This is a genomic window from Mesorhizobium sp. M3A.F.Ca.ET.080.04.2.1 (assembly GCF_003952525.1).
GTDB lineage: Bacteria > Pseudomonadota > Alphaproteobacteria > Rhizobiales > Rhizobiaceae > Mesorhizobium.
This window is the reverse complement of record NZ_CP034451.1, coordinates 1,695,818-1,719,270: the sequence shown is the minus strand read 5'-3', so window position 1 is coordinate 1,719,270 and position 23,453 is coordinate 1,695,818. Positions and strand designations below refer to the sequence as shown.

The window sequence follows — 23,453 nt, the reverse complement described above, 5'->3', positions numbered from 1 at the left end:
GGGGACCTTGGTCCGCGAAAATGGCCTATCTGTCCGCCACCTGCCAGCGCGGATTGATCCAGGGTTCCTGGTTGGACGGCGCCAGTGGCGTGCGCCCGAGGATATGATCCGACGCCTTCTCGCCGGTCATGATCGATGGCGCGTTGAGATTGCCGTTGGTCACCCGCGGGAAAATCGAGGAGTCGGCGACGCGCAGGCCCTGGACGCCGATCACCCGGCATTCCGGGTCGACGACACTGGTGAGGTCGTCGGCGCGGCCCATCCGGCAGGTGCCGCAAGGATGGTAGGCGCTTTCGGCGTGCTCGCGGATGAAGTCGTCGAGCTCGTCATCGCTCTGCACGTGGCTGCCCGGCGAAATCTCCTTGCCGCGGAAGGCGTCGAAAGCCTTCTGGCCGAAGATCTCGCGCGTCAGCCGGATGCAGTGGCGGAACTCGCTCCAGTCATCCGGATGCGACATGTAGTTGAAGCGGATCACCGGCTTGGCCTTCGGATCCGGCGAGCGCAGCGTCACCGAGCCGCGCGACTTCGAGCGCATCGGCCCGACATGCGCCTGGAAGCCGTGCGATTTCGCCGCCGCCTTACCGTCATAGCGCACCGCCGCCGGTATGAAATGGTACTGGATATCAGGGTAGTCGATGCCGGCCTGCGAGCGCACGAAGGCTGCCGCCTCGAAATGGTTGGTGGCGCCGAGACCGGTCCTGAAGAACAGCCACTGCGCCCCGATCAATGCCTTGGAGAATGGGTTGAGCACCGAATTGAGCGTGATCGGCCTGGTCGATTCCTGCTGGATATAGAGTTCCATATGGTCCTGCAGGTTGCCACCGACGCCCGGACGGTCGGCAATCACCTGGATGCCGTTTTCCTGCAGATGCGCGCCCGGGCCGATGCCGGACAGCATCAGGATCTTCGGCGAATTGATCGACGATGCCGCGACGATCACCTCACGTCGCGCCTTAACGACCTGAATCTTTTTGTTAGCTTCGATCTCGACGCCGACAGCGCGTTGATTCTCGATCACCACGCGGCGGGCGAAGCCTTTGACCAGACTCACATTCTTGCGCTTGAGCGCCGGCTTCAGATAGGCGTTCGCGGCCGACCAGCGGCGGCCCCTCATTATAGTCTGCTCCATCGGCCCGAAGCCTTCCTGCTTCGAGCCGTTATAGTCGTCGGTGAGCTCGAACCCAGCTTGGCGGCCGGCCTCCATGAAGGCGCCGTAGAGCGGATTCCTGCGCGTGCCGCGCTGCACATGCAGCGGGCCGCCATGGCCGCGCCACCCGTCCTCGCCGCCTTTCGCATCCTCCATGCGCTTGAAATAGGGGAGCACGTCGGCAAAGCCCCAGCCGGCAGCACCTTGTTCGGCCCAGTGGTCGAAGTCGCGCGCATGGCCGCGCACGTAGACCATGCCGTTGATTGAGGACGAGCCGCCGATCACCTTGCCGCGCGGCGTGGCGAGCACCCGGCCGCCGAGATGCGGTTCCGGTTCGCTGGCGAAACCCCAATCATAGAGGCTCATGTTGAGCGGAATCGACAGCGCCGACGGCATTTGGATCAGCGGCCCGATATCGGTGCCGCCGAACTCGATGACGATCACCGAATGCTTACCGTCTTCCGACAGGCGATAGGCCATGGCCGAACCGGCGGAGCCGGAGCCGATGATGACGAAATCCGCTTCAAGCATTGTTCACATGCGCCATAAAATCGGCGAGCGAGACATTGCCGCCGGTAGCCACCACGAGGACGGTTTTGCCCGCCACATTCACCTTGCCGCCGAGGAGCGCCGCGAGCGAGGCCGCGCCCGACGGCTCCAGCACCAGCTTCATCCGCTCGAAGGCGATCTTCATCGCCCGCCGCACCAAGCCGTCGTCGACGGTGACGCCGCGAACCCCAGCCGTACTGACCGCCGCGAAGGGCGCCTCGCCGGGCTTCCTGGCCATCAGTCCGTCGCAGATCGATTTCGGTCCGATCGGCATGGTTTCGATCGCGCCATGCGCGAGTGAGGAACCCATGCCATTGAAACCTTCGGGCTCGACGGCGATGATCGCGGTCTTCGGCGACAGATAGTGGAAAGCGAGCGAGACGCCGCCGATCAGCCCGCCGCCACCGACCGAGCAAAACACCAGGTCGGCGTGCACCTGCTTTGCCGCCAGTTGGTCGAGCGCCTCCAGCCCGGCGCCGGCCTGGCCGGCAACGATTTCGGGATCGTCGAAGGGATGAAGCAGGGTGAGATGCTCCGTCTCGGCGATTTCGCGCGCCTTGGCGGCGGCCACCTCCTCGCGGGCGCGATCGCCATGCTCAGTCAGCACCACGCGGGCGCCATAGCCGGCGGTTGCGTCGCGTTTCGCTGCGGGGGCGTCGATCGGCATCACGATGGTGACGGGAATGCCGAGCGCCTGGCCGGCCGCCGCCAGCCCTTGCGCGAAATTGCCGGAGGAATAGGCGACGACACCCTTCTTCGCCGCGTCCGGCGAAAGCCGTTTCAGCCGCCAGTAGGCGCCGCGCACCTTGAAGGAGCCCGCCCATTGCAACGACTCCGGCTTGACGAAGACGCGCGCCGCGCCGGTTTCCCGGGCGAGGGCGGCCGACTCCAGCAGCGGCGTCACCTGCGTGGCCGCAGACGTGACGGCATAGGCCTGTTTGAGGTGGTCCAGGCTAGGAACGAGAACGCTTGCCATCATTCGCCTCGCGGATACCGTTTGCTCTCCTCGAGATTGTCGAGGTTCATGTGATTGCGCATGTAGCGCTCCGAGGCCTTCTGCAGTGGCTGGAAGTCCCACGGATAGTAAGCGCCGTTGCGCAGCGCCGGATAGACGACCCAGCGGCGCGCCTGGCTCTCCCGAACCGCGGCGTCGAAGGCTTGCATGTCCCAGCGCGCCCGGACCTTTTCCATGAAGGCCGCGACCAGGGCGGCATTCGCCTGATCCTCGGCGAGGTTGTCGCGCTCGAGCGGGTCGGCTTCGAGATCGAAGAGCTGCGGCGCATCGAGCTCGCAATGGACGAATTTGTGATTGCCGTCGCGGATGGCGACCAGAGGCGCGTACGAGCCTTCCGCCGCATACTCCATCAGCACCGGCGCGGTGCGCGCCTCGCCGTCCAGCAGCGGCCGCAGCGACTGGCCGTCGGTCCATGGCGCGATCGCTGCAATGTCGATGCCGGCAAGGTCGCAGAGCGTCGGCGTCACGTCGAGGTTCGAGACCGCGGCCTCGACAAGTCCGGCCGGCACGCCCTTGCCGGCGATCATCAGCGGCACTCGCGCCGAACCCTCGAAGAAGCTCATCTTGAACCACAGTCCGCGCTCGCCCAGCATGTCGCCATGATCCGAGCAGAACAGGATGATGGTGTCGTCGAGCATGCGGGTGCGGTTCAGGACATCCACAAGCTCGCCGAGCTTGTCGTCGACATAGGAGATGTTGGCGAAGTAGCCGCGCCGCGAACGGCGCACCTGCTCGGGCGTGATCTCGAAGGCCGCATAGTCGCTGGCGCGGTAGAGCCGCTGCGAATGCGTATCCTGCTCGTCATAGGGGATGAATGGCGTTTCTGGATCGAGCGCCTGGCAGTTCTCGTAAAGATCCCAGTACTGTCTGCGCGCGACATAGGGATCGTGCGGGTGGGACAGCGAAACGGTGAGGCACCACGGCCGGCGGTCCGCATCGTCCTGTTCGCGCGAAAGGTGGTAGAGTTTTTGCGAGGCCAGGAACACGACCTCGTCGTCATACTCCATCTGGTTGGTGGTCTCCGCAACGCCGGCACCGGTCACCGAACCCAGATTGTGGTACCACCAGTCGATGCGCTCGCCGGGCTTGCGGTAGTCCGGCGTCCAGCCGAAATCGGCGGGATAGATGTCGGTGGTCAGCCGCTCCTCGAAGCCGTGCAACTGGTCAGGTCCGACGAAATGCATCTTGCCGGACAGGCAGGTGTAGTAGCCGGCGCCGCGCAGGTGGTGGGCAAAGGTCGGGATCGAGGAGACGAATTCGGCCGCGTTGTCATAGACCCCTGTGCGCGAGGGCAGCTGGCCGCTCATGAATGAGGCGCGGCCGGGCGCGCAGAGCGGCGAGGCGGTGTAGTTGTTGGCGAAGCGCGCCGAGCGTTGGGCGAGCGCCTTCAGATGCGGCACATGCAGGAAGCCGGCCGGTCCGTCGGGGAAAAGCGTGCCGTTGAGCTGATCGACCATGACGATCAGGAAATTGGGTCGTCTGCTCGTCAAGGCAGGCTCCGTCCGCTGAGCTTGGTTTCGAGATAGTCTTCGACGAGCGCTATGGCCGTTGCCGCGTGCGGCACGCCCTCCTTCAGGGCGCGCCGGATGTAGAGCCCGTCGATCAGAGCCGCCGTCGCTTCGGCGACGCGGTCGGCCTCGGCCCTCGTCAGGATGCCGGTAAGCCCGCTCATCAGGTTGGAATGCAGGCGCCGCGCATAGACGCGAAGCAGCCGCCGCAAGGCAGACGACTTTTGCGCCTCGACATAAAAGGCGAGCCAGGCAGCAATCGTCTCCGGCTGGAACTGCTCGTCGGAGAAGCTGACCGCGACGAGGGCCGAAACGCGCTGGCGGGCAGTGCCCGCGAGGCGAAGCGCGCGCCTCGTGTCGGCGTTGAGCTCGGAAAGGATGTGCCGCATCGTCGCGAAGAGCAGCTCGTCCTTGGCGCCGAAATAGTGATGTGCCAGTGCCGAGGAGACGCCGGCGCGGCCGGCGATCTCGGACATGGTCACGTCCAGCGAACCGCGCGCGCCGATCGCCGAGATCGTCGCATCGATGAGCGCCTTGCGGCGCAAGGGTTCCATTCCGATTTTCGGCATGCGGGGGTCCAGTTTGGAGGAGAGATTATTTTTTATTGACGGATCAATCAATCAAAATCGCCGCCCGGCTCAACCGATCGTCCCGCTCTGGCCCATAACACGCACTGGAAAACGGTTCATTGTTGAACAATATTGAGTCACGTGCCGCGGCAGGACGTGCTAGGCTTGCGGCAAAAGGAGGCTGCCATGACCGCATGCATCGTCGGCTGGGCGCATTCGCGCTTCGGTAAGCTCGAAGGCGAGACGCTGGAGGGCCTGATCACCAAGGTCGCCGTGGAAGCGCTCGACCATGCCGGCATCGGCCCGGACGATGTCGACGAGATCGTGCTCGGGCATTTCAACGCCGGCTTCTCCCCGCAGGACTTCACCGCGAGCCTTGTGCTGCAAGCCGACGACCGGCTGCGCTTCAAGCCGGCGACACGCGTCGAGAATGCTTGCGCCACCGGCTCGGCCGCCGTTCGCCAAGGCATCCGCGCCATCGATTCCAACGCGGCCCGAATCGTGCTGGTGGTCGGCGCCGAGCAGATGACGACCACGCCCGGCCCGGAGATCGGCAAGAACCTGCTCAAGGCTTCCTACCTGCCCGAGGACGGCGACACGCCGGCCGGTTTTGCCGGCGTCTTTGGCAAGATCGCGCAGGCCTATTTCCAGCGCTATGGCGACCAGTCGGACGCGCTGGCCATGATCGCCGCCAAGAACCACAAGAACGGCGTCGACAATCCCTATGCGCAGTTGCGCAAGGATTTCGGCTATGAATTCTGCCGCCAGGAAAGCGACAAGAACCCCTTCGTCGCCGGTCCGCTGAAGCGCACCGACTGTTCGCTGGTTTCGGACGGCGCGGCGGCGCTGGTGCTCACCGACACCGCGACGGCGCTGAAGATGCGCCGTGCCGTGACCTTCCGCGCCAACGAGCACGTCCAGGATTTCCTGCCGATGTCCAAGCGCGACATCCTTGCCTTCGAAGGCTGCGAGCAGGCTTGGGAGCAGGCGCTGAAGAAAGCCGGCGTCACGCTCGACGACCTCTCCTTCGTCGAGACGCATGACTGCTTCACCATTGCCGAACTCATCGAATACGAGGCGATGGGCCTGGCCAAGCCCGGCGAGGGCGCGAAACTGGCGCTGGAGGGCGCAACGGCGAAGGACGGCCGCCTGCCGGTCAATCCCTCGGGCGGGTTGAAATCCAAAGGCCATCCGATCGGCGCCACGGGCGTCTCGATGCATGTGCTGACCGCCATGCAACTGACCGGCGAGGCCGGCGGTATCCAGGTGCCGGGCGCCAAGCTCGGCGGCATTTTCAACATGGGTGGCGCCGCCGTCGCCAACTACGTTTCCATACTCGACCGGATCAGGTAGAAGCACCTCGCATTCTTGCGGGTGATCTCATGACAAATCCGGTTCTGGTCGAGGTTTTGCGCGGCGCGGTGGTCGAGAGCGCCCATCGCGGCGCCGTCAGCGTCTTCGATGCCGATGGCAAACCGGTCTGGGAGATCGGCGACACGGCGCGCCCGGTGTTCCCGCGTTCGGCGGTGAAGGCGATCCAGGCGCTGCCGTTGGTCGAAAGCGGCGCGGCCGATGCCTACGGCTTCGGCGATCGCGAACTGGCGCTGGCCTGCGCCTCGCATTCCGGCGAACCCGAGCACGCCCAACTGGCCGCGGCCATGCTTGCCAAGGTTGGGCTGGACAAGACGGCGCTCGAATGCGGCGTGCACTGGCCGTTCGACCACAACGCGACAGTTGCGCTTGCGCGTAGCGGCGGCGCGCCGAGCGCCCTGCACAACAACTGTTCCGGCAAGCATGCCGGCTTCCTCTGCACCTGTGTGCACTCCGGCATCGCCCATGCCGGTTACGTCAAGGCGGGTCATGCGCTGCAGGACATGGTGCGCGATGCCGTGCAATCCGTGACCGGCGCCGCACATGACGTCGACCATTGCGGCATCGATGGCTGCTCGATCCCGACCTATGCCGTGCCGCTGAAAGCTTTCGCGCTCGGCTTCGCCCGCATGGCGACGGGCAGGGGCTTTGCGCTGGAACGTGCCAAGGCCGCCAAGCGCCTGCTCTCGGCCTGCATGGCTGAGCCCTTCCTTATCGCCGGCACCGGCAAAGCCGATCTCGCGCTGATGCAGGCCGCACCCGGCCGCATCTTCGTCAAGACGGGCGCGGAGGGCGTCTATTGCGCTGCCTTGCCGGAACTTGGCCTCGGCATAGCGCTCAAATGCGATGACGGCGCCGGCCGTGGGGCCGAGGTGATGATCGCGGCCGTGCTGGCAAACTTGCTTCGGTCCGATGAACCGCTGGCGGCAAAGCTCACGGAACTCGCCCATCCAGCGATCGAAAGCCGCGTCGGCGCCAAGGTAGGTTCGCTGAGGCCGACGGCGGCGCTGAGCTAGCGCGGACAATGCGAAACGCATACGCTATGGCCGCCTTTCGGGCGAGCCATGACCAGCCCGTTGCGTCGTCTGCAGGTAGCCGTTTCAGCTGACCTTGTTGCGCTCGACGGTGAGATGCGCGTAGCCTGTGTCGGCTGATCGGGCCAGATCGCCGGTAACCGGATCGGCCCAGCGCTGGCCGACAATGGCCCCATTCTGCGCGCCATCGATGACATTGTCCGAGATGACCGCACCGCCCGCACCCTCGACGACGCTGACCACGATGCCGGTACCCGCCTTGCGGATGATGTTTCCTGTGGCCACGACATTGCGCAGGTAGGGCCCCCAGCCAAGCTGCATGCCGTAGAGCGGCGCGTTCTCGACGACATTGCCTGAGACCGTCGTGTCGGCCTCGGCGCTGATGCCGACGCCGAAGCCTGGCGGATCGGCGCTGTAGGGGCCGGTGGTCGTCAGGTTGCGCACGATGTTGTTCGAGCATACCGCCATGCGGCCGCCCTCGTTGAAGTTGACGATCGAGATGCCGTTGGCGGCGCCATCGACCAGATTGTTGCTGAGGATCGCGCCTTCGAAGGAGAACTCCGAATAGATCCCGGTCTCGCCCGAGCGCGAGCAGGTGTTGCCGGTGATCTGCAGATTGCTGGAGCTGTTGGCGCGGATCGCCGAGAACGCGCAGTCCGAGACGATATTGCCTGAAATGATGACATTGCCCGCGCGGAACGCGTTGATGCCGTTGCCGTTCTGGCCGGTGCCGCCGCTGTTGGCGCCGATGCGCTGCACGCGATTGCCGCTGACGATGGTGCCGTCCTCGGCCGCCTGCCAACGATGCGCCAGGATGCCGCCATTGCCGCAATCGGACACGCTGTTGCCCGAAATCTCCAGCCCGCCGGCCTCGACTGAATAGATGCCGGCGTCCGCCGCACCGGAAATGTCGGAGCTGCCGACGCGGCCGGTCACACGCTCCAACGCCAGGCCATTCTTGCCGCTGCCGATGGCCTGGCAATTGTCGATGACGAGATGCGCGACGCGGCGCAGGTCGAGCAGCCCTTGCGCATAGTCGGCGAGCCAGCGGTTGCTTCCGTCGAGCACCAGCCCGCTGAGCTCGATATGCTCGGCCTGTTCGGCCATCATCAGATGACCGTCGCCGCCATAGACGATACGCGTCGCACCGGGCACGCCCGACAGGCGTACTCGGGGCGGCAGCTTCAGATTGGAAACGACATAGGTGCCGGGCGGCAGGAACACCGGCGCGTCGCGGTCGCTGGCCGCGCTCAGCATCTTGGCAAACGACTTGCTCTGGTCGTCCAGCGCGCCCGGTTGCACGCCGATCTCGATGGCATTGATCGAGCCACGCATCGAGGCCGTTTCGATGCCCGGCAGCACCTTCGCGGATGCCCTGCCGGCCAAAATGCCGGCGGCCGCCAAACCGGCGGTTTGGGCAAGCAGCATTCGTCTGTTCCACATCGGCACAGGTCCTGGCGTTTGCCTGGCCCCTCGCAGGAATCATGCCAACACTGGCTCGTCGGCAAACCGCTTGTGCAGTTGCCGTACCAAGCCTAAGTTCATTGTATGAGCAGAGCTTTTACTCGCGAAGAAGACAGCGAAAATGCCATTGCCGGCATCGGCGAACGGCCAATCAGCACGCACCGCAATCTGGTGACGGCGCGAGGCTTGGCGATGATCGAGCAGGAACTCGAGGGCCTGCGCGACGAATTGGGCAAGGCCGAAAGACGGGCCGACCGCGAACGCATCGCGGTCGTGTCGCGCGACTTGCGTTACTGGACCGCACGGCGCGAGAGCGCTGAGCTTTCCGTGCCGGAGCCGGGCAGCGATGTGGTGCGCTTCGGCATGGGCGTCACGCTGGAAGGCGATGACGGCAAGAAGGTGCATTGGCGCATCGTCGGCGAGGACGAAGCCGATCCCTCGAAGGGCAGCATTTCCCATGTCTCGCCCATGGCCATGGCCCTGTTCGGCAAGAAGATCGGCGAGGTCGCTGCCGTCAACGGCAGGGAATGGGAGATCGTAAAACTCTCGGACAAAGCCGAGAATTAGTCTTCCAGCTTGACCGTATGATCGCGGAAAAATGCCGCGGCGCCCGCTTCGTCGATTTCGCCGGCGGCGACGCCCATAACAAATTCGTAGACCGTGCCGTTGTCGGCCGTAAGACCGTAGCCATTGATCAACAGGAAAGCGCCGGCAGCGACGATAGCCGTACGCTTGTTCCCGTCGACGAAGGCGTGATTCCTGGCAATGCCGAAGATGTAGGCCGCCGCCAAATCCTCGATCGATGGATCGTCGTAGCTGGCTTTATTCTCAGCGCGGGCAAGAGCGGATTCAAGGGCATTCTCGTCCCTCAAACCTTGCGCGCCGCCATGCCGCAGCAACTGCTCAGCATGCATTGCTTCAACGGCACGACGCGACAGAAACTGCCAGCTCATTCGGCAAGCTTCTGAAGCGCGACCTTGTACTTGTCCATGACCTTGCGGGCTGCTTCCATCTGCCGCTCGAAACTGTCATCCACCGGCTCAAGTGCGATGCCTTTGTCCGTCTCGACAATTTGAAGCTGGTCACCCGCCTTCATGTTCATGCGATCGAGGAGTTCTTTAGGCAGGATCACGCCTTCGGAATTGCCGATCTTGCGAATGGTGGTGTTCATAGCGGGATGTCTCTGTTGCAACGCGGATTATAACGCGCCATCTAAGGCGTTGCAACGGAAATTATAACAGACCTAACCAGCCGCCAGCAGCCGCTCCATCAGCCGGTCTGCCGCCTGCGGGATCACCGTGCCGGGCGGGAAGATTTCGGCCGCTCCCGCCTTCAGCACCGCATCGTAGTCCTGTGGCGGGATGACGCCGCCGGCGACGATCAGCATGTCGCCATGGCCGAGCTTTCTGAGCGCTTCCTTGAGCTCGGGGATCAGCGTCAGGTGTCCGGCGGCCAAAGAAGATGCGCCGATGAGGTCGACATCCTGCTGGACCGCTAGCTTTGCGATCTCTTCCGGCGTCTGGAACATCGGCCCAACGGTGACGTCGAAGCCGAGATCGGCAAAGGCGCTGGCGATCACCTTCTGGCCGCGGTCATGGCCGTCCTGTCCCATCTTGGCGACCAGGATGCGTGGCTTGGCGCCGAATTTCTTTTCAAACGCTTCGATCTTTTCCTTCAGCCGGTCTGCAGCCGGGTTGTCGCCGAGCGCGTCGCGATAGACACCGGAGATCGTCTGGACGGTCGCCGCATGGCGGCCGAACACCTTCTCCAGCGCCAGCGAGATCTCGCCGACGGTGGCATTGGCGCGCGCGGCGCGGATGGCGAATTCGAGCAGGTTCTCGTGGCTTTCGGCCGCACGGGTCAGCGCCGCCAGCGCATCCTCTACCGCTGACACATCGCGCGTGCCCTTGAGCCGCTGCAGCTTCGCCAATTGCCTGGCTTTCACCTCGGCATTGTCGATCTTGAGCACGTCGACCTCGATATCGGCTTCCGGGCGATGTGCGTTGACGCCGACCAGCACCTGCTCGCCGGAATCGATGCGCGCCTGGGTGCGCGCCGCGGCTTCCTCGATGCGCAGCTTGGGGATGCCTTTTTCGATCGCCGCCGCCATGCCGCCGAGGTTTTCCACCTCCTCGATATGGGTAAGCGCACGCGCCGCCAGGTCATGCGTCAGCCGCTCGACATAGGCCGAGCCGCCCCACGGATCGATCATGCGCGTCGTGCCGGATTCCTTTTGCAGGATGAGTTGGGTGTTGCGGGCAATACGCGCAGAATGGTCGGTGGGCAGCGCCATCGCTTCGTCGAAGGAGTTGGTGTGCAGCGACTGCGTGTGGCCTTGCGTCGCCGCCATGGCCTCGATCATCGTGCGGGTGATGTTGTTGTAGGGATCCTGCGCCGTCAGCGACCAGCCGGACGTCTGGCAATGGGTGCGCAGCGACAGTGAGCGCTCGTCCTTCGGCGAAAAATTCTTCTCCATCAGGCTCGACCAGAGCAGCCGCGCGGCGCGGAGCTTGGCGACCTCCATGAAGAAATTCATGCCGATCGCCCAGAAGAAGGAGAGGCGAGGCGCGAAGCGGTCGATGTCGAGCCCGGCGGCAACACCGGCGCGCGCATATTCGATGCCGTCGGCAATCGTGTAGGCAAGCTCGAGATCGGCCGTCGCGCCGGCTTCCTGCATGTGATAGCCGGAGATTGAGATCGAATTGAACTTCGGCATGTGCCGCGAAGTGTAGGCGAAGATGTCCGACACGATCCGCATCGAGGGCTTCGGCGGATAGATGTAGGTGTTGCGGACCATGAACTCCTTCAGGATGTCGTTCTGAATGGTCCCGGCGAGATCCTTCTGCGCGACGCCCTGTTCCTCGGCCGCCACGATGAAGAGCGCCATGATCGGCAGCACCGCGCCGTTCATCGTCATCGAGACCGTCATCTCATTGAGCGGGATGCCGTCGAAGAGCTGGCGCATGTCGAGAATGGAATCGATCGCCACACCCGCCATGCCGACATCGCCGGCGACGCGCGGATGGTCGCTGTCATAGCCGCGATGGGTGGCGAGGTCGAAGGCCACCGACAGCCCCTTCTGGCCGGCCGCGAGGTTGCGCCGGTAGAAGGCGTTGGACTCCTCCGCCGTCGAGAAGCCGGCATATTGCCGGATCGTCCAGGGCTGCTGGACATACATGGTCGGGTAGGGGCCGCGCACGAAGGGCGGCAGGCCGGGATAGGTGTCGAGATTTGCAAGGCCCTTGAGATCGCCCTGGCCGTAGAGGTGCTTGACCGCGATGCCTTCCGGCGTCATCCGTTGGCCCTTGAGCTCGATCGGCGCGCGGCGTGGCGCCGACCAGCCGATCTGGCTGAAATCCGGGATCATGATCCGGCTCCGATCGATTGGTCGATGCGCACCGGAAACAGCGGCTCGCATGTCGCGACACCTTCGGTGAGCGCCGGCCGGCGCTCGGCTGGCAATGTCTCGACCGGGCGCTCGCTGCTTGCAGGGAACAGGGTGGTGCCGATGATTCCGCGTTCGCCCCCCCTGTATGCGGCATTGCGCTTCGCTGCGGCGGTCTGCACGCGGTTCTGGATGTAGCCCTGCTGCAGGCTGTGGAGCACGCCGCCCTCGGCCTCAATGCGCTGGAATTCCTCCCAGGCGGCGGCGCAGAGATCGTCGGTCAGTGCCTCGACCGCGCCCGATCCGCTGGCCGGATCGGCGACGTAGTGGATATGACTTTCCTGCGCCATGATCAGCTGCGCGTTACGGGCGACGCGGCGGGCGAACCCGGCCGGCAGTCCGTGCGCGATCGTGTGCGGCAGCACGGAGATCGAATCGGCACCGCCGCTGGCTGCGGCGAAGGCGGCGATCGCGGTGCGCAGTATGTTGGTCTCGGGATCGGCAACAGTCATCATGCGATAGGAGGTCTCGGCGTGAATGTTTGCCGTCGAAGCCGGGATCGAGCAGACCTCCTGGATCCGAGCCCAAAGCTTGCGCAGCGCCCGAAGCTTGGCGATGGAGACGAACTGGTCCTGGTCCACGCTGAGCGCAAAACCGATATAGGGAGCGGCATAGACCAGCGGCTGGCGTGCCTTCTCGAACATTCTGAAATAGGCGACGGCCGAGGCCATCATCGTGCCGAGCTCCTGCGCCTCGGTGGCTCCGGCATTGTGGAACACGCGGCCGTCGGCTTCGAGAAGCACCCCCGGCACGCCCATCGAGAAGAAATGCGCCAGCGATTGCGGCATCGATTCCTGCAGCGCCTCGATCGACATGCGCAGCCGGCCGGTTCCGGCGAAGATCGCCGCCGGGTCGATGCCGAAGGAGAGGTTCAGCTTCGTCGGATCGGAGCGGCGGCGGGTCAGGAAGGCGAGCAGCCAGTCGGCCACCGCGCGGCTCCAGGGATGCGCATCGATGCGCACCTGCACGCGGTTGAGCGGCACGCCTTCGAGCACCGTTTCCAGCGCCTCCGCGGTCCTGGGCAGGCCGTAGCCGAAGGCATTCGGCGCTCCCTCGAAAACCAGAGAGAGGCCGGTCGCGCCCTGCGCGATGTCCTGCAATGCCTGGGCGCTGGCGCGGGCAATGTCCGGATCGTCGATCCGCTGGCTGACAATCCAAGGGGCTTTGGGGTTGGTGCGCAGCAGCGGCTCGGCGGCGACCGAGCGTTCGCTCAGAGGCTCGATACGAATGCCGTCATCCGTGTGCGAAACAAGCTTCTGCTCGAAGGAGCCGCCGGCAAGTGCCTTTTCCGCAAGCGCCAGCCAACGCTTCGCCTCCGCGTTTGGAAGGTCGACATCCTTGGTCAAGGCGCCCGCGCCCATCGCACTCCTCACTTCTCGCCCGCATCGGCCGGTCAGGCCAATCTAGGGCGCTGTGTCCGATATCACAATGCGCCATCCGTCCGGTCGCGGCACTAAGCGATTGCCAAACATGCTCGCAATCCGCAAGCTTCATTGGCGGACCAAATTCGCTGGCGGGCATTGTGGCTCGGGGATACCGTTACTATACCTCGGATGAGGCTGAGCGATTTGACGAAACGGATTTGCGGAGACCGCACCTATGGTTGACGACACCAGCATCTTCATCGGCGCCAGCCGCAAGCCCGACGATTCTTACCAGCGCGCCGAGCAGCTCCTGCTGCGCTACGGCAATCGCCATGGCCTGATCACCGGCGCCACCGGCACCGGCAAGACGGTCAGCCTGCAGGTGCTCGCCGAGGGCTTTTCGAACGCCGGCGTCCCGGTCTTCTGCGCCGACATCAAGGGTGATCTTTCCGGCATCGCCATGATGGGCGAGGGCAAGGATTTCCTGGTCAAGCGCGCCGAGCAGGTGAAGCTCGATCCCTACCGTTTCCAGGAATTCCCGGTCATCTTCTGGGACCTGTTCGGCGAGCAGGGTCACCCGATCCGCGCCACCGTGTCGGAAATGGGGCCGCTGCTGCTCTCGCGGCTGATGAGTCTCACGGAAGCGCAGGAAGGCGTCATGAACATCGCCTTCCGCATCGCCGACGAAGAGGGGCTGCTGCTGCTCGACCTCAAGGACCTGCAGGCGCTGCTGGCCAACATCGCCGAGCGCGCCGACGAGATCAGCGCCCGCTACGGCAATGTCACCAAGCCTTCCGTCGGCGCCATCCAGCGCACGCTGCTGGTGCTGGAGCAGCAGGGCGCCGCGAACTTCTTCGGCGAGCCGGCGCTGCGCATCGCCGACATCATGCGCACCACCCGCGACGGCCGCGGCGCCGTCAGCGTGCTCGCCGCCGACAAGCTGATGATGAATCCCAGGCTCTACGCCACTTTCCTGCTCTGGCTGATGTCCGAACTGTTCGAGGAATTGCCCGAGGTCGGCGATGTCGAGCGGCCGAAGCTGGTCTTCTTCTTCGATGAGGCGCATCTCCTGTTCGAAGACGCGCCGAAGGTGCTGGTAGACCGTGTCGAGCAGGTGGTGCGGCTTATCCGCTCCAAGGGCGTTGGCGTCTATTTCGTCACCCAGAACCCGCTGGATATTCCGGAGAAAGTGCTGGCTCAGCTCGGCAACCGCGTCCAACATGCGCTGCGCGCCTATACGCCGCGCGAACAGCAGGCGGTGCGGACCGCGGCCGACACCTTCCGGCCCAATCCCGATTTCGACTGCGCCACCGCGATCACCCAGCTCGCCACCGGCGAGGCGCTGGTCTCGATGCTGGAAGACAAGGGCGTGCCGGCGATGGTCCAGCGCACGCTGATCCGGCCGCCCTCCTCACGGCTCGGCCCGATCTCCCCGGACGAGCGGCGCAAGCTGATCGCCGAGAGCCCGGTCGCCGGCCAGTACGACCAGATGGTCGATCGCGAATCGGCTTTCGAGATCCTGCAGAAGAAGGCCAAGGAGGCGCAGGACGCCGAGGCTGAGGCGCAGCAGGCCGACAGCGGACGCTCGCGCTGGGGTATTCCGGGCTTGGACGATGTGCTTGGAACGGGCGGCAGGCGCAGCTCCAACCGCCAGACTGTGGCCGAGGCCGCGATCAAATCGGTGGTGCGCTCGGTCGGCTCCTCCGTCGGCCGCGCCATCGTGCGCGGCATCCTCGGCAGCCTGGCGCGAGGGCGCTAAACGGCATCCCGTTGGAAGCGTCCAACTAAAAGGGGAGTTTGGTTTCACCCACCGACGATTGCCGATCGCTCTGCGACGACCTGTTCGACGTATCCATCCCGCGTGCCGTGTCCAGAAGGCCCTTCAAGAGCGTGTCCAAGGATATTGTGCCTGCGCCGCTGAGCGCGAGGACGAACAGGCCGCCGGCGATGGCGAGGTCCTTCTCGAAATGCAGGAGTTCGTTTTGGCTGGCGAAGTTGGTGTGGAAGAGGCTCGCCGTCGTCAGGCAGAACAGGCCGAGCCCGATGGCGCCGAGTCGCGTCAGGATTCCCACCGCCACCGACAGGCCGGCGCCGAGTTGCAGGGCAATCGTGGCCAGCAGCAGCGGCGCGCCGACGCCGAGCGCGGCCATGGCCTTCTCGGCGCCCTCGAAATGGGTCGCAAGCTGCAGACCCTCATGCACGAAGATCAGGGCCAGCAGAAGCCGCCCGACAAGCAGGATGACGTCCTTCGCGTAGGAGTTCTCGGCAAGTTTGGTCGATGTCATGGTGGCTTCCAATCTTTCGAAAAAACGCGCGCGTCTCGCCGAATGCGCAAGACGCGCCGAACGCGTTTGATGTCGAGCGGAACCGACGCGAGGGAGGATAACGCCGGCTCCGCTGCAGGGCGCCCGCCGGCGCCCTATTTGGTCACCCACCCTATTTGGTCACTTTGGTGTCGATGGCATGCTTGAGGTCGGACAGTTCCTCGCAGCCGGCCGGGCAGAGCTTCTGCAGCGAAGCCAGCTGCTCGTCGGCCTTGGCAAAGTCGCCGGTCTCGACATAGAGCTCGCCCAGATATTCGCGGGCCGCCTTGTGGTCGGGCTTAAGCTCCAGCGCCTTGGTGTAGTAGGTGAGCGAGCTCTGGTAATCGCCGGTCTTGCGCAGCGTGAAGCCGAGGAGATTGTAGACGTCGGCTTGCTGGGTGTCCTGTGCCAGGTCGCGGAGATCGGCCAAAGCGCCCATGTAGTCCTTGGCCTCGATCTTGGCCTTCACCGCCGTCAGGTCAGGCGCATCGGCGCCTTCGATGTCGTCGACGGCAAAGGCCGGCACAGTGATGGCGATCGGGGCCGCGGTCAGCACCGCTATGGTGCCGAGTACCGCGAAAAGTGGATGTTTCATTGGAGTTGTCGCTTTCTGTTCGTGATCTGGTTCAGATCCGGGTCGGGGTGAAGGCATAGGCGTTGCCGTCCTTGACGAAGCTGCCGGTGCCAGGGAACGGGAAGTGCGAGCCGCAGATGCGAAGCTTGTCGGCAATCACCTGGTCCATGATCTTGTGGCGCGTGGAGATCGCCATCGGCCCGTCCTGGTCGTAAGCGCCCTGCCATTCGGGATGCGGTGCGAGCAGCGCCGGCACGTACATGGTGTCGGCCGAGACGAGGAACTGCTCGGCGCCGGCGTCGACATGGTAGACCGAGTGGCCAGGCGTGTGGCCGGGCGCCGCCATGATGCGGATGCCGGGCACCACTTCCGTGCCGTCCTCGACGAGCTTCCAGTTCTTCCATTTCGGGAAGTTCTCGGCGATGCGTTTGCCCGCCGGCTTGCGCCCCTCGGGCAGCTTGGCCAGCCGGCTCGGATCGGTCCACCAGTTGTATTCGGCGGCGTTGACGATCAGCTCGGCATTCGGGAACACCGGCCCGCTGGTGCTCTTCTCCATCAGGCCCCAGACGTGGTCAGGGTGGAAATGCGAGATCATGATGGTGTCGATCGCCTTGTAGTCGATGCCCGCGGCCTTCATGTTGGCCGGCAGATGCGTGGCGTTGGCTTGCCACTGGCCGACGCCGGAGCCGGCATCCATCATGATCGTGCGGCCCTTCATCTGCAGAACGACCACGGTGAGCGGGATCGGCATGAATTCGGTGGTCAGCCCGGCCTTGGCAAGCGCCGCCTTGGTCTCGTCGACCGAGACGTCCTTGATGAAGGCCGGATCGTGCGGCTTGCGCCAGATGCCGTCATAGATGGCGGTGACCTCGAGGGAGCCGACCTTGTATTTGTAGAAGCCGACCAGCGGCTCGACCGGGGTTTCTGCGATGGCGGCGGGTGCGAATTCCAGTTTGCCGGCGATGCCGAAGGCGGCCGCGGCCGCCGCGGATCCAAGCACCATGCGGCGTGTCATGTTGAACATCGGAAGTCTCCTCTAGTGTCTACAAATTCATGGGTGCGAGAGATGGCGAAGGGCCCGTCTTGCCGGGTCCCCCGGGCCTAGCGGCCCCAAATGCCCTGACCGGGCTCTTCCGGAGCAGGCTTGACCGCCGTCGTCGGGCGGTGGCGGGCAATTTCAGGCTTCGCGAGGGAACCTGTACGGGTGGTATCGACCGCCGCAACCGGCTGGGCGTTGTTGGCGTCATAGTGATCGCTGCCGGCAAGGGCGCTGCCGGTGGCGAAGATGATGGCGGCAAGGGTGAAGACGGTTCTCTTCATAGTCGTAATCCTTCCGGGTTGGGTTGATGCGGGCCTTGGGAGGATGGCCGCGCTACACAGCAAGACCCGGTCCGGCCGTCGCTTATTCCCGGGATGCTGCGAAAAATATTTTGGACTGGCGGAATTCGGGGGTACCGATGGCCGTATTGGGCCTCGATCGGCGCAGGGCCGGGGCAGCCGGACCTCCGCGCGCGGCATGGCAGACACGCTTCGCGGCTTGAGGGCTGCTCCGACGTCCGCTGCCTGGCTGGTGGGATAAAGTCAGCTGCCGGCGACCGCAGCGCGAAAGCGGGCCGCGAACGCGTCGAGCTCTGGCCGTTCCATGTCGGAGATCGCCCAATACGAGAACGCGCCGTCGCTCCATTGCACCAGCGAGAAGCCACCGGCCGAAAGGTCGACCGGGCTTGTTGCCGTGCCCCCACTTTGCGGCTCGGTGGCCACGGTGATCAGATGCTCGCGGTGGCGGTAGACGAGCGCCGGCACCGGCCGGCCGTCGATGACCTCTACTCTACCGCCGACAAGCGCAAATCCATCCTTCGCGAGGTCCGGCGCGGGTGGGGAAACGCCAAGCCTCGCGTCCAGCCAGGGCTTCACCGTGTGCCGGTCCGACGAGACGACATCCACGGGGCTTTCCGCCAAGAGGCTGCGCCGATGGCCGCTGGCTACCCCGGCGGCGAAGCTGTCGGGCGCACCGCGCTGCATTGCCCACTGTGTGGCGCCGCTGGCCAGCACCGCGCTGACCATGATCGAGGCAGCCATGGCTCGCCAATCGAATGAGCCGAAGCCGCGTCTTGACCAGCTCGGTCGAGAGGCTTTCTGCCGTGTCTGCGCGGCCTGTGGCCGCAACGCGTGCACATTGCTCCCCGCGCCGATGGCCGCGATGCGGGCGTTGAATCCCTCGCTGACGACCGGTTTTGCGAGGCCGCCAACCGCTCCCCGCACGGCAACGATGCGGGCATGCTCGGCAGCCAGAGTTGGATCGGCGGCGATGCGTCGCTCGACAGCCATCGCCGAAGCTGCATCAAGCTCGCCATCGACTAGTGCGTTCAGCATCAGCTTCATTCCGGCGGCATCCTCGGGCAATCCGTCATTGTGGGTGCTCATTGCGCCCTCCCAAGGTCAGAGATCAGCAGGCTGCGTGCTCGTGCCAGCCGCGACATGACCGTTCCGATCGGCACACCGAGCACGGCTGCCACGTCCCGGTAGGCGAGGCCATTGATATCACGCAGAACGAGTGTCTCGCGGAATGGCTGCGGCAAGGCGGCGATTGCCGCTTCCAGGGCCGCCGTATCGGCCTTGGCGATCAGACTCGCCTCCGGGCTTTGACTGTCAGCTACATCGGTGGCGTGCGCGGCGCTCACCTCGTCAAGATCGCCGAGGTCGCCGACTGAGACGATGCTGTGGGGACGATTGCGTGCCAGCCACGTATAGGATGAATTGCGCACGATCGTCAGGAGCCAGGCGCGAGCATTGCCGCCGGCAAAGGTGGCAATGCTGGCATGGGCTTTCATGCAAGCGTCCTGCACCACATCCTCGGCGTCCGTGCCGTTACCCGTCAGCCAGCGGGCAAGTGCAAGCGCGTCGGAAAGATGCGGGATCACGACCTCGCTGAAACGAGCGGCCCGCGCATCATTGTTCAGCATTGCTGCACCGTCATGAGCGCCTCGCGCCGAATGCTCATAGGGCGGTTCTGCCTCGCGAGCGTACCCGCCAGGAACGCGCCTGGTCGCCAGCGGCGAGGAATGTGAAGGCACATGTCTCATCAATGTCAATCGCACTGGACCAGAACAATGCATCCATGCCGATGCGCTCACGAGAACCCAGCTGGAATATGGCGGTCGCGCGGCCGGGTGCGCGCGGACGCCTCATCAGCCCTATGACATGGCGACCTGGCAACGTGACGTTCCTTCGACCTCGACCGGCAGGTCCTCGACAACAGAAGACCGAGGCTGATGGCGATTTATTCCCGAAGGCAGCAAAAATTTTTTTGAGGCAATAGGCCTCAGCAAGACCGGCCGTTTGGTTGGCCAGGAGGGAGGGGAACCTCGGTATTCATTTCTGCGGTGGTGGCAATCAAAGAGCGGGGCGCCTGGCGATCGCAAGGCCGACGCCGAGTGCGATCATCGCGCCGCCGGAAGCCTCGCGCAGCCGTCGGATGACGCCGGAGCGTCCGGCCGCGCCTTCCCGGACGCGGCTCGCCACAAAAGCGACCACCACGTCGACAAGGGTGTTGAGCGTTACCGAGATAAAGCCGAGAAGCATGAACTGCAACGCAACGCGGCCTGCCTCCAGACTCACGAATTGCGGAATGAAGGCCAGGAAGAAGGCGGCCGTCTTCGGGTTCAGCGCTTCGACCAGCACCCCTTCGCGAAACGCCCGCCGCGCGCCGACCGCCGGCGTCGGCGCGCCGCCGTCAAGCGCTGTTTTCGCCTCCTGGCGGGCGGACTGGAAGGTGCGGAAGCCGAGCCAGACGAGGTAGACGGCACCCATCAGCTTCAGCGCCGTGAACAGCTCCGCGCTTGCCAGCACGATCGCGGAAACACCAAGGCTGCCGGCCAGCACGTGGACCATGCCGCCGAGCCCAGTGCCGAAACTGGAGGCAATGCCTTCCGCGCGTCCTCCGGCGAGCGTGCGCGCGGCGACGTAGAAAACACCCGGGCCAGGCGTGACGGCGAGCAGGAGCGCGGCCGCGAAATACAAGGCGAACTGGGTCAGATGCGGCATGATAGATTCGCTTGGGACCCGGCGTTCATACTGGGATCAGTGGCGCGACCTCACGGTCCGAAGGCCGGTCGCTCGCTGCCAGGCCCGCGAGGACGCCGGCGCGATCGGCCGCGTTGCGGTTCTGGCTCATCTTGCGCTTGCCTTCCAGCCTGGTGATCGGCATGCGCAGCCCGACAATCCCGCGCAACTGCGACTGAATGAAATCCGCCGGCGCATCCGATACGGCCCACGGCGAGGCGCGCCCGCTCTCATGCAGATCGGTCAGGCGGGTGACGATGTCGAGCAGCCTGTCGACATCCTCGAAGAATTCGATCGGGCCGTAAGCGTGGACGGCGACATAGTTCCAGGTCGGCACCACCTTTCCGGTTTCCTGCTTGGTCTGGTACCACGCCGGCGTCACATAGGCGTCCTGCCCCATGAAAATTGCCAGGCCGTCGCCAAGCGGCGGAACGCGCCATTGTGGATTTGCCTTCGCGACATGGCCGTAGATCGTGCCTTGTTCACCCTCCTTCTCGGCGAGCAAAAGCGGCAATGGCGTCGCCAGCGGCCCGTCCGCCGTGGCGGTGACCAGCGTCGCCAGCCGCGCCGCGCGGATCGTCGTCCTGAGGCTCTCGCTGTCGTCGTCGCGGAAGGCAGGCGGTGTGTACATGACGAAACTCCTTGCATTGCCAGTGAAGATGCCCGAAGGCTGGCTTGCTGAAAATATCCAGTTTCGAAGGATTTCGGTGGTCCAGTTGCAGCAGGACGGCGGTGTCGCGCGGCGTATCATCGCGGCGATCAAGCAGCAGATCCACGGCGGCGGCTACCGGCCCGGCGACCGGCTGCCGTCGACACGGGCTTTTGCGGCCGAATGGGGCGCGTCCCGAACCACGGTGACGGCAGCCTATGGCCAGCTCGCCGCCGAAGGCTACCTGATCGTCCGGCATGGAGCGCGAGCGATCGTGGCTCCGGGACTGGAGATGCCGTCGTCGGTGGAAGCGCCCGCCGCGGCCGCCCAACCCCGCAACGTCTCGGCATTCGCGCGCCGACTGCTGGCCTTGCCTGCGCCGGCCGAACAGCAGCCGGCCAGAGTTGCGGATTTCCGCTATGGCGACCTGTCCGGAGCGGACTTCCCGGTGCTGGCCTGGCGGCGGGCGTCGAACAAGGCCATTCTCCGGCGCGGTGCGCGGCTGCGCTACGGTGATCCGCGGGGATCCGCCGTTCTGCGCAACGCGCTGCAGGGCTACCTCTGGCGAGCCCGCGGCATCAGTTGCACGCCGGACAGGATCGTCGTCGTCAACGGCTCGCAGCAAGGGCTCGACCTTTGCGCGCGGCTGCTGCTCGATCCCGGCGATTCGTTCGCGATTGAGAACCCAGGCTATCTGCTGGCCCGAAATGCCTTCGTGGCGGCGGGTGGCTGCGCTGTTCCCGTTCCGGTGGACGGCGACGGGCTAAGGACGGATGCCTTGCCGCCGGCCCGCCTGGCCTATGTGACCCCTTCGCACCAGTTCCCGATCGGCGGCGTGCTGTCGGCGACGCGACGGCGTTCCCTCCTGGCCTGGGCAAAGGCAACGGGCGCCTACATCGTCGAAGACGACTATGATGGCGAATACCGTCACGACATTTCCCCGATCCCGCCGCTGCAGACGCTCGACGCCGACGCAGTCATCTATGTCGGCACGCTGTCGAAGACGCTTTCGCCCACTCTGCGGCTCGGCTATCTCGTCGTCCCGGCAAGCCTGGCCCGGGCGTTCCCCGAGGCGAAGCGTCTGACCGACCGGCATGCGCCGATGCTGGAACAGGACGTGTTGGCCGACCTTCTGGCGAGTGGCGCCTATGAGCGCCACGTCCGCAGCATCCGCAGGAAGAACGCCGAGCGAAGGGCGGTCCTGCTGCAGGCTCTGACCGATCATCTTGGTGCGGGTGTTACGGTCGCCGGAGCCGACACAGGCCTGCACGTCGTGGCCTGGATGAACGGCATCGATTCCGCAGGCGAGCCAGCGATCATGGCCGACGCACGTGCTGCCGGGATCGGGCTCTATCCGGTATCGCCGCTCTATGATCCGACCGAGCCGCGGCCCGAGACGGCGGGCTTCATCATGGGATATGCGGGTCTCGACGCGGAAGCGTTGCGGCGCGGCGTTGCGGTGTTGGCGGACATCCTCGCCAAGCACCGCTGACGAACTCATGCCCGTCGCCCAAAATGGCTAAAAGCGCAGCGCCTGATCAGCGCGCGCTTTAGGGGCTCAAAAGATCTCGTCGCTCTCCTGCGGCACCGGCCCCAGCAGGACAGAGTCGTCCGGCACGCCGTTGTCGATCGGAATGGCCCGGCGGTCAGGCATGTCGGCCATCGGCTCGCCGACACTGGCAGTTACGACCACCGGCGTCTTGTTCGGCACGCGATTGTAGAGATCGATGATGTCCTGGTTCATCAGCCGCACGCAGCCCGACGAGACCGACTTGCCGATCGACCACCATTCGGGCGAGCCATGCAGGCGATAGAGGGTGTCTTGGTTGCCCTGGAACAGGTAGAGCGCACGGGCTCCCAGCGGGTTCTTCAGCCCGCCCGGCATGCCGCCGTTCTTGGCGCTGTAGTCCTGCAGTTCCGGCTGGCGGGCGACCATCTCGTCCGGGGGCGTCCATTTCGGCCATTTCTGCTTCCACTGGACGACGGCGTCGCCCGACCATTCGAAGCCGGCGCGGCCAAGGCCAACGCCGTAGCGGATCGCCTGGCCGCCTTCCCGGACCAAATAGAGGAAATGATTGGTGGTATCGACGACGATCGTGCCCGGTCGCTGGCCGGTCGGATCGGGAACGATCTGGCGCAGGAACCTGCGGTCGATCTTCTTGATCGGGATGGCGGGCAGTTCGAAGCCGGAGTCGGACATCGGCCCGTACATGGTCTCGTAATCGCCGAGCGGCGGCTCCTCGTAGGCGGGGGGTGGCGGCTGCACCGGCTGCCGCCCGGGACCGGTGGTGGAACAGGCGGAGACCGCGACAGACGCAGCGCCAAGGGCAGTGAAATTGAGGAAGCCGCGGCGGCTGAGGCGGAAGGGGTCTGACATGGTTGCCTTTTCCAGGGACTTA

23 protein-coding genes are annotated in these 23,453 nt (G+C 65.0%); 5 read left to right on the top strand and 18 right to left on the bottom strand.

Annotation, left to right across the window (positions count from 1 at the left end):
- Positions 1-25: 25 nt before the first annotated feature.
- Genes betA through betI form a run of 4 tightly spaced genes read right to left on the bottom strand, consistent with a single transcriptional unit; the run spans position 26 to position 4,788 of the window.
- Complete coding sequence (gene betA, locus EJ074_RS08485; RefSeq protein WP_129552997.1) at positions 26-1,678, bottom strand: choline dehydrogenase; 1,653 nt, start codon at positions 1,676-1,678, stop codon at positions 26-28.
- Positions 1,671-2,672 carry a threonine/serine dehydratase gene (locus EJ074_RS08480; protein ID WP_129554007.1) on the bottom strand — a complete coding sequence of 334 codons (1,002 nt, stop codon included), beginning with the start codon at positions 2,670-2,672 and terminating at the stop codon, positions 1,671-1,673. The genes betA and EJ074_RS08480 overlap by 8 nt, the downstream gene beginning before the upstream one ends.
- On the bottom strand, positions 2,672-4,201 hold the full coding sequence (betC, locus tag EJ074_RS08475) for a choline-sulfatase (RefSeq protein WP_129552996.1): 1,530 nt from the start codon (positions 4,199-4,201) through the stop codon (positions 2,672-2,674). The genes EJ074_RS08480 and betC overlap by 1 nt, the downstream gene beginning before the upstream one ends.
- On the bottom strand, positions 4,198-4,788 hold the full coding sequence (gene betI / locus EJ074_RS08470; RefSeq protein WP_129552995.1) for a transcriptional regulator BetI: 591 nt from the start codon (positions 4,786-4,788) through the stop codon (positions 4,198-4,200). The genes betC and betI overlap by 4 nt, the downstream gene beginning before the upstream one ends.
- A gap of 186 nt (positions 4,789-4,974) precedes the next feature.
- Between betI and EJ074_RS08465 the strand changes: the two genes are divergently transcribed.
- The gene (locus EJ074_RS08465; protein ID WP_129552994.1) at positions 4,975-6,141 is read left to right on the top strand and encodes an acetyl-CoA acetyltransferase; all 1,167 of its coding nucleotides are present in this window, start codon (positions 4,975-4,977) and stop codon (positions 6,139-6,141) included.
- 29 nt (positions 6,142-6,170) lie between these two features.
- A complete protein-coding gene (locus EJ074_RS08460; RefSeq protein WP_129552993.1) occupies positions 6,171-7,175 on the top strand; it encodes an asparaginase in 1,005 nt (334 codons plus the stop codon).
- An 84-nt stretch (positions 7,176-7,259) separates the two neighbouring features.
- Here the strand turns inward: EJ074_RS08460 and EJ074_RS08455 are convergent, their stop codons facing one another.
- Positions 7,260-8,636 carry a TIGR03808 family TAT-translocated repetitive protein gene (locus EJ074_RS08455; RefSeq protein ID WP_129552992.1) on the bottom strand — a complete coding sequence of 459 codons (1,377 nt, stop codon included), beginning with the start codon at positions 8,634-8,636 and terminating at the stop codon, positions 7,260-7,262.
- A 105-nt stretch (positions 8,637-8,741) separates the two neighbouring features.
- Between EJ074_RS08455 and greA the strand changes: the two genes are divergently transcribed.
- Positions 8,742-9,224 carry a transcription elongation factor GreA gene (gene greA, locus EJ074_RS08450; protein WP_129552991.1) on the top strand — a complete coding sequence of 161 codons (483 nt, stop codon included), beginning with the start codon at positions 8,742-8,744 and terminating at the stop codon, positions 9,222-9,224.
- Here greA and EJ074_RS08445 read toward each other — a convergent pair.
- From EJ074_RS08445 to EJ074_RS08430, 4 genes are all read right to left on the bottom strand, one after another.
- Positions 9,221-9,610: a type II toxin-antitoxin system death-on-curing family toxin gene (locus EJ074_RS08445; protein ID WP_129552990.1), complete on the bottom strand. Its 390-nt coding sequence runs from the start codon at positions 9,608-9,610 to the stop codon at positions 9,221-9,223. The two genes, greA and EJ074_RS08445, sit on opposite strands and share 4 nt — an antisense overlap.
- Entirely contained in the window at positions 9,607-9,828 is a 222-nt protein-coding gene (locus EJ074_RS08440; protein WP_042641941.1) for an AbrB/MazE/SpoVT family DNA-binding domain-containing protein, read from the bottom strand. The genes EJ074_RS08445 and EJ074_RS08440 overlap by 4 nt, the downstream gene beginning before the upstream one ends.
- A 72-nt stretch (positions 9,829-9,900) precedes the next feature.
- Positions 9,901-12,024 carry a methylmalonyl-CoA mutase gene (gene scpA, locus EJ074_RS08435; protein ID WP_129552989.1) on the bottom strand — a complete coding sequence of 708 codons (2,124 nt, stop codon included), beginning with the start codon at positions 12,022-12,024 and terminating at the stop codon, positions 9,901-9,903.
- Entirely contained in the window at positions 12,021-13,463 is a 1,443-nt protein-coding gene (locus EJ074_RS08430) for a methylmalonyl-CoA mutase subunit beta (protein ID WP_129552988.1), read from the bottom strand. The genes scpA and EJ074_RS08430 overlap by 4 nt, the downstream gene beginning before the upstream one ends.
- A 238-nt stretch (positions 13,464-13,701) precedes the next feature.
- On the opposite strand from EJ074_RS08430, the gene EJ074_RS08425 reads away from it, so the two are divergent.
- Complete coding sequence (locus EJ074_RS08425) at positions 13,702-15,225, top strand: helicase HerA-like C-terminal domain-containing protein (RefSeq protein ID WP_129552987.1); 1,524 nt, start codon at positions 13,702-13,704, stop codon at positions 15,223-15,225.
- Positions 15,226-15,250: 25 nt separating this feature from the next.
- Here the strand turns inward: EJ074_RS08425 and EJ074_RS08420 are convergent, their stop codons facing one another.
- The 8 genes from EJ074_RS08420 to EJ074_RS08385 all read right to left on the bottom strand — a co-directional run bounded on the left by EJ074_RS08420 (position 15,251) and on the right by EJ074_RS08385 (position 21,036).
- On the bottom strand, positions 15,251-15,751 hold the full coding sequence (locus EJ074_RS08420) for a DoxX family protein (RefSeq protein WP_129552986.1): 501 nt from the start codon (positions 15,749-15,751) through the stop codon (positions 15,251-15,253).
- Between the two features lie 151 nt (positions 15,752-15,902).
- Positions 15,903-16,364, bottom strand: coding sequence for a tetratricopeptide repeat protein (locus EJ074_RS08415; protein ID WP_129552985.1), 462 nt, complete (start codon positions 16,362-16,364; stop codon positions 15,903-15,905).
- Between the two features lie 31 nt (positions 16,365-16,395).
- Entirely contained in the window at positions 16,396-17,367 is a 972-nt protein-coding gene (locus EJ074_RS08410) for an MBL fold metallo-hydrolase (RefSeq protein ID WP_095805644.1), read from the bottom strand.
- A 77-nt stretch (positions 17,368-17,444) separates the two neighbouring features.
- Positions 17,445-17,663 (bottom strand): DUF680 domain-containing protein, encoded by a 219-nt coding sequence (locus tag EJ074_RS08405; RefSeq protein WP_129552984.1) that lies wholly within the window; start codon positions 17,661-17,663, stop codon positions 17,445-17,447.
- Between the two features lie 261 nt (positions 17,664-17,924).
- Positions 17,925-18,767 carry an anti-sigma factor gene (locus EJ074_RS08400; protein ID WP_129552983.1) on the bottom strand — a complete coding sequence of 281 codons (843 nt, stop codon included), beginning with the start codon at positions 18,765-18,767 and terminating at the stop codon, positions 17,925-17,927.
- Positions 18,764-19,306, bottom strand: coding sequence for a sigma-70 family RNA polymerase sigma factor (locus tag EJ074_RS08395; RefSeq protein WP_095805647.1), 543 nt, complete (start codon positions 19,304-19,306; stop codon positions 18,764-18,766). The genes EJ074_RS08400 and EJ074_RS08395 overlap by 4 nt, the downstream gene beginning before the upstream one ends.
- A 430-nt stretch (positions 19,307-19,736) precedes the next feature.
- The gene (locus EJ074_RS08390; protein WP_129552982.1) at positions 19,737-20,387 is read right to left on the bottom strand and encodes a LysE family translocator; all 651 of its coding nucleotides are present in this window, start codon (positions 20,385-20,387) and stop codon (positions 19,737-19,739) included.
- Between the two features lie 25 nt (positions 20,388-20,412).
- Positions 20,413-21,036, bottom strand: coding sequence for an FMN-binding negative transcriptional regulator (locus EJ074_RS08385; protein ID WP_129552981.1), 624 nt, complete (start codon positions 21,034-21,036; stop codon positions 20,413-20,415).
- Here EJ074_RS08385 and EJ074_RS08380 point away from each other — a divergent pair.
- Positions 21,035-22,546, top strand: coding sequence for a PLP-dependent aminotransferase family protein (locus EJ074_RS08380; RefSeq protein WP_245454807.1), 1,512 nt, complete (start codon positions 21,035-21,037; stop codon positions 22,544-22,546). The two genes, EJ074_RS08385 and EJ074_RS08380, sit on opposite strands and share 2 nt — an antisense overlap.
- A gap of 66 nt (positions 22,547-22,612) precedes the next feature.
- On the opposite strand, the gene EJ074_RS08375 is transcribed toward EJ074_RS08380, so the two are convergent.
- A complete protein-coding gene (locus tag EJ074_RS08375) occupies positions 22,613-23,431 on the bottom strand; it encodes a L,D-transpeptidase (protein ID WP_095805650.1) in 819 nt (272 codons plus the stop codon).
- Positions 23,432-23,453: the final 22 nt, after the last annotated feature.